Below are 6000 nucleotides of genomic sequence, written 5' to 3'. Positions count from 1 at the left end.
TCATCGATGCAAGCACATGTGGCAACTGATCCGGCGGGTGAAGTACTTCATGAACAACGCCTCACCATTCCCGGGTGGTGGTCATGGATTGCAGATAGTGGAGCACAATTAGGATCAGTTATTTAGGCCATCGGCATCGACGCAGTGACGCTGGAAGAACTGTTGGATCTCAGTGCGCTGGCAGTGTGCCTCAAAGCTGGCCTGATCGGCCCAGATCTCATGAAACACAATGGGCAAGCTCTCGCCCTCGGCAAAGGGGCTGGACCGGTGGCGGGTGACAATGTATTGCAAGCACCCGTCCTCGCGCAGGGTGTTGGGCTCAAGCGCCTGCAGCACCGCAAATAGGGCGTCTTCCTGGCCGGGTTTGGGCTGAAACTGCGCGGTGCAGTAGATCTTTTTCGACATGGTGGTGGTCCTTATAGCCAAGGGGTAAATTCAATGCCAAGGCTGATCCGCTCAGCTTTGGCGTTGTAGTCGATCAGGCTTTCGCCGTAGCCATAATAGGCTTGGACATAGCCACGCAGCTTGCCTCGCAATGGGAAACTCCAGCCGGCCTCAATACCCCCTTTGCCGGTGGCAATATTACCGCGGGTGCGCAGACTGAGGACGCGATCCTGCTGTTTGTGCAGCAGCATCAATTCGCCGTGGCCCATGTAATCGAGGATATCCGGGTTGTCGTCACCGCGTGGATCGTCGGGCGTCTCCTTGGGATCTTCCTTTAATCGATACCAGCTATTGAGGCCAATGATCCAAGGGCCGTTGGCGATCGCCATGCCAGCGATGATCCGATTCCAGCTGCGACTCTGCAGGCCGGATCGGCCATTAGACTGATGATTGAAACTGAGACTCAACGCCTGAATATCCCAATTGGCCCATTGCCAGTTGGCGGGCTGATGCAGGTAGATCAGCTCAGGCATATGGTTGGTTTCGCGAAATGGGGCTGAGACGGTTTTGTTGTAGGCCTGCCACCAACTCTGGTTGGTGTATGCCACGAAGAGGCGGCCCTGTTGGCTGAACCAGGCTGGGGTGATTGGCACCTTGAAACTGAGCTGAAACTGCATCTCCCAGCTATCCATCTCGCCGGGGCTGTATTCCCACTGTGTGCGGTTGGGCGCATGGTTATAGCTAAAGGGCAGCAGATAGTTGTTGTGGTGGGCGTTGAGGGCAAAGCGCCTGTCGGCGGCTCGCTGCTCCGACTGGAGCCGTTGATCCAGTGGGTCCGGTGCCGCTTCCGCCTGTGACGGGGTTTGTTGGCAGCGGCTGCGCAGCTGTTCAAGCGTGAGCGCTGGATCCGCTTGGTCGAGTAGACGTTGCAGGCAATCTGCGTTGTAGCTGCTCGCCAGAAGTAGGATCACAGCGGCAGAGAGGCTCATGGTCGGCTCCTTGTGACACGATGAGAGGGCGGCAGACGCCGCCGAGTGCTCAGCTTATCTTGCTTTGATCAACGCAGACAAGGCCTTGCGGGTGCGCAGGGACTTGGAGGTTGGTTAAGCGGAGCGCTTGGCTGAAGCGTCGAGGCTATCGTGGCAGCCATGATTATGCTCAAACTCGCGCCAGTAGTGGGCCCACTCTTGCTGCCAGCGGGCGGAAGACCACGCCAGAGGCTGACACAGCTGCTCTATCTGGGATTGAAGCGGCTCTAATTGCCGACCCAGTATTAAGCCTTGGCGGGTACGGCGCAGCAGCAGATCGGACAGTCGTTCGATGGCGCCCGCGCCTGACCAGTAGCGTAACGCCTCGGCGTCGAGTGGCCCTGCTGGGCATGCAGCCTGACTCGGTTTGTCGGGGCGTAACGGCGTGTCGGCCTGAGGGGATCGGGGCGGCAGGTTACCCTGCTGCTCAGCCATCGCTAGGGCCTCCTCCGCCATGCTGGCGAAGGTCGTTAGCTTGCCGCCGGTAATGTTGACCAGCCCTGGTTGTTGCCAGATCAGGTGCTCGCGACTGGCTTGAGAGGGCGCTTGGCTATCACCTTGTTCGGCCAGTACCGGACGAAGACCGGACCAACAGGCGATCGGTTTGATGCTGCGCTTAAGTCCCAGTTGGGGCAGCAGCGCAAGCAGATAATTCTGCTCCTCCTGGCTCATCTGTGTTGGTTGGCATTTGTCGGCGAGATGGTCGAGATCTGTGGTGCCGAGCACGCTGCCGCCCGCCCAGGGGTAGCAAAACACCACACGGCCATCCTCGGGGTGTTGCAGGGTCAGCGCGGCGGGAAGGGGCAGGTCGGCGGCGGCAAACAGCAGATGACTGCCGCGCAGAGGGCGCAGACGCAAGTTAGCTGGCAGAGAGGTGAATTGATCGGCCCAGACTCCGGTGGCGTTGATCACCATTTTTGCGGGCAGTGTGTATTGGCTTTGATCGAGCCGCACGGTTACTCCGGCGATCCGATCGCCCTCGGTTAACAGCTCGCTGACGCTGGCATAGTGGCTGAGTTGGGCGCCGTAGTTGACGGCCTCTTGTAGGGTTCTCAGTACCAGTGCACTGTCGTCGCAGATCGCGTCATAGTAGCGGCTTGCGGCGGTGCCGGTTGGGAAGGAAAGGGCGGGAAAGTGTTCGGCCAATGCTGCTGGCGACAGATATCGGGGGCGATGCGCGTCTTCGGCGGCCGCTAACGTGTGATAGAGCCAAAGACCCGCTGTCAGCTTAAAGCGGGTGATCAGGCTGCGTTCGTTTTGCAAATAGTAGTAGGGCAAAGGCTTCACCAGATCGGGCCAGCGTTGCAGCAGGCTCTCCCGCGCCTGAGCGGCCTCGCGGGTTAGGCGCCAGTTGCCCTGGATCAGGTAGCGCAGGCCGCCGTGTACCATCTTGGAGCTAAAGTTGGAGGTGCCACTGGCGAGATCCCCTTGCTCAAGCAGTAAGGTTTTCCACCCGAGTCGGGCGCTCTCCCGTGCGATCCCAGCGCCGGTGATCCCGGCACCTATCACGATCAGATCGTACGATTCGGTCTTGGCGATGGCTTGGCGGCTTGTGGCGACTGCTTCGGAAAGGTTTGGCAACATACCTTGGGTCGAACTCCCTATCTGCTGGCGGCGCGAGGCGGGTTGTTGAGGCTGATGTTGGCTCGCACTGAAACAGGGGAGACATCAATAGTATCCCTCTGTTACGTTAACGTTAATTGTGATTGGCGACGTTGTCGAAAAAAAATACGGCACTGAAAGTGCCGTGAGGGTTGTCCTTGGAGGAAAGCCATCGCCGCAGTTGACTCCGAGAGGGTGAACGGAGGTTCGTCCTTGTTGGGAAAGAGTCAAGTTCGGCTCAGACCCATGAACCTTAGTGCACTGTCCGTGTTTATGATCTCCCCAACATTGAGGAGAGCATGAGTTGAATCCGTTTCTATGTGTTTAAGGATGAATGCATGACGAGATCAAGACTTGGCTCCACCATCGCAGACGGTAGTGGCGGTGGGCATTGGATCCAGCCGGACTGGCTGGATGCATTAACCAAGTTGTGTGAGCAAACCCGCGCCTCCAGCGCGGTGGTGTTTACCCGTGGCCAGGATGGGCTGCCAGAGCAATTGGTCGCACAAGTGAATGCCACCGATCTACAGGTGGCGTTTGCGCAGCAGCGCCTTGGGTCGTTGCATCAGCAGGTGATGGCAAGGCATGAGGCGATCCCGTTGATGGGGCAGGAGCATGACCAGTGTCTTTATGTTTTGCGACTGGCGTTAGCGCACTCTCAGCTGCAGGAATGCATTTTGTGTTTGTATTGTGCGCAGGCGGATCGGCTCTCGATCTGTGCGGCGGAGATCGGACCGCAGCTGGACGCATGGCTGTGCTCTGGCTCAGAGCGGTATTGGCAGGAGGGTACGCCGGTACCGGTCGCCGCGGCGCCTAGCCAAACTTGGCTGTTAACCACTCTGTCGGGCGAGCTGCATCATGCCAGTGAGTTAGGTCAGCAATGGTTAAATTCGGCTTGGGTCACCGTACGCTCTGGACAGATCGGCTTTAGCGAAGGTCATCAACATGAACGTTGGCAGTCACTGCTCTATCGGTGGCAAGCGGGAGAAGGCGCCGCTAAGAGTCTGTTGCTTGGTCCGCAACATGCGTTGTGGCTGGCGCATTGCCAGCGCTGGACGGGCTCTCCACGGAGCGAACCTCTGCTATTGATGACGTTGCGATCGCTTAGTTTGTCCGATCCTGGCCGCTCCCCTCAGTTGCTACAGGATTGGTTTGGTTTGTCGCCCAAAGAGGCGCAGGTGTCCTTTGGTCTCGCATCTGGCATGCCAGCGAAGCGGATCGCACGAGAAATGAGCATCGAAGAAAGTACGGTGCGCAGCCATATCCGTCAGATACTGACAAAGACCCGATGTCGAAGCCAATTGCATCTCGTCGGACTGCTTAATCGTTGTTTGGTCTAGCACAGCGTCGGCGAACACTGCTTAATCGAGCAAGATGTGTGGTTGATCACAAAAAAAATTAACGACAATTCTTCAGTGGGTTGGCATGTAAAGGCTGAGTTTTCGCGCCATCTAGGCCAGAACGACCATGTATTTTGCCATATCGCACTGCTAGGATGGCGTCGCTTGGGAAGCGTTCCCCTATCCTGAATTCGCCTTTACTGGCAGGAGTCATAGATGATCGAAATGGTACTGCTGTGTTTATTGGCGATCCCACTGGCTCGGATCGTTCGAGCCCCTCTGTCGTTTGCCTGGCGTTTTGTGGTTGATGCGATCGAGCGACGCTTTGGTGAAAAGATCGACTAACGAGGCACACTGAGCTGCTACGCTTTAGACTAAAGTCTAATGTGTCGGCGACTAAGCCGTTTGGTGGTGTGTATGATGTTCAGTGCGTTAATTGTGTCCGCTTGTTTAGTTCCGATCGTGAGTCCGTGGGTCGATAGAGTGATCGATCGACTGGCTGAACGGCTCGCTTCAGACGATCGCTCGAAGCACTAAAATTATTTGCAATTAAGTCGTTTGGGGCGCCATCTTAAGGTGCTCTTTTTCTGTGTATGTCTGTTTCGTGAGCGTTCTGCAGTCAGTGGTGCTTGCGAGCACGACCTGCGTGATTTTGGGGTGCTTGAACGCCGATAGAAGTTTCTTCCCTTGATTGCGTAACCGTTCACCTTTGTTTGCCATTTTAGTCTTCATTAATCCTAACCCGTCCTATTGAGGTTCCGGTTATCCTGGAAACAGAGCTAAGTGGAAAAGACCGCTTGCCGAGGTGACCATCGGCAATCAAGGTGTATCCTAAAGTTGAGACCGCCGCGTTTAAGCATGAAGCAGTCAAGCTTGCCGACGAGTTCGGTACCTTTGTCGTTGCCAAACAGCCCGATATTTAGGACTCCGAAAGTTAAATTTGGCTTACTGCAATTGCCAGGAGTGGTGGGGTTGCGAGCTTTGGTGCACCATGTGAAGGTGAGTTGATTAACACTGGGCTATCGGTTGGAACTGTATGTCGCGCAACGTCAATAACTCTTTGCAGGAGGATAGTTCCGACACAGTGAGCTTTATTCATGCATCCTCTGTCACTTCTTATCATTTCGACTAGTTATCAAAAAAGACCGAAGTTGGATATACCGGGTTGGATGCGGGACTCTTCGGAGTCCCGCTTTTGTCTCATCAGCGGGATTGTGAAGGGTTGCTTGGGGCGGATGGCAAGGAGGCAGGGTGAGTCAGCCGCTCGGCGAAAGTGGCTGGGGACACATTAAGGTTTTGAGCGCGTGTCGATACTCAGCGCGGTTTGACACAGTCGCGCTGAGAGCCGAGTTGATGAGGGGCGGGCAAGGACGGAACGGCTTTGCGTCGTATGCTCAGAAGGTGAGTTGAATATTTTCTCTCTGTCTGCCGTTGGGGCTTTTTTTGGGGGGGGCGTCAATAGGCGTCACTGCGCCACATTGGGGAGGCTCAAAATCGGGTTTATGCTGCATCGCCCGGCACGTAATTTAGCAACATGCTGGTTGGCTTTTGTTACGAAAAAGTGAAGGCTTGTAGGAAACGCTCACGCGAATTAACGTAAATATAAGCCAAAATATTTTCTAACTTTTATTTATGTAATTCTCCTT

Annotated in this window: 5 protein-coding genes; 2 read left to right on the top strand and 3 right to left on the bottom strand. The window is 55.8% G+C overall.

The genetic code is table 11. From position 1 onward, the window contains the following. Window positions 1-114 precede the first annotated feature (114 nt). The 3 genes from ABEA08_RS11185 to ABEA08_RS11175 form a co-directional block, all read right to left on the bottom strand. Window positions 115-405: a putative quinol monooxygenase gene (locus ABEA08_RS11185; protein ID WP_345335391.1), complete on the bottom strand. Its 291-nt coding sequence runs from the start codon at window positions 403-405 to the stop codon at window positions 115-117. Between the two features lie 11 nt (window positions 406-416). Further along, window positions 417-1373: a phospholipase A gene (locus ABEA08_RS11180; RefSeq protein ID WP_345335390.1), complete on the bottom strand. Its 957-nt coding sequence runs from the start codon at window positions 1371-1373 to the stop codon at window positions 417-419. 114 nt (window positions 1374-1487) lie between these two features. Then, window positions 1488-2996, bottom strand: coding sequence for a glycerol-3-phosphate dehydrogenase/oxidase (locus ABEA08_RS11175; protein WP_345335389.1), 1509 nt, complete (start codon window positions 2994-2996; stop codon window positions 1488-1490). 356 nt (window positions 2997-3352) lie between these two features. On the opposite strand from ABEA08_RS11175, the gene ABEA08_RS11170 reads away from it, so the two are divergent. Continuing rightward, a complete protein-coding gene (locus tag ABEA08_RS11170) occupies window positions 3353-4354 on the top strand; it encodes a helix-turn-helix transcriptional regulator (RefSeq protein WP_345335388.1) in 1002 nt (333 codons plus the stop codon). A gap of 216 nt (window positions 4355-4570) precedes the next feature. Further along, window positions 4571-4699, top strand: coding sequence for a hypothetical protein (locus tag ABEA08_RS11165; protein WP_345335387.1), 129 nt, complete (start codon window positions 4571-4573; stop codon window positions 4697-4699). Window positions 4700-6000 lie beyond the last annotated feature (1301 nt).

Source organism: Ferrimonas pelagia, from assembly GCF_039543565.1.
GTDB classification, from domain to species: Bacteria; Pseudomonadota; Gammaproteobacteria; order Enterobacterales; family Shewanellaceae; genus Ferrimonas; species Ferrimonas pelagia.
This window is presented reverse-complemented; position numbering and strand designations above follow the sequence as displayed.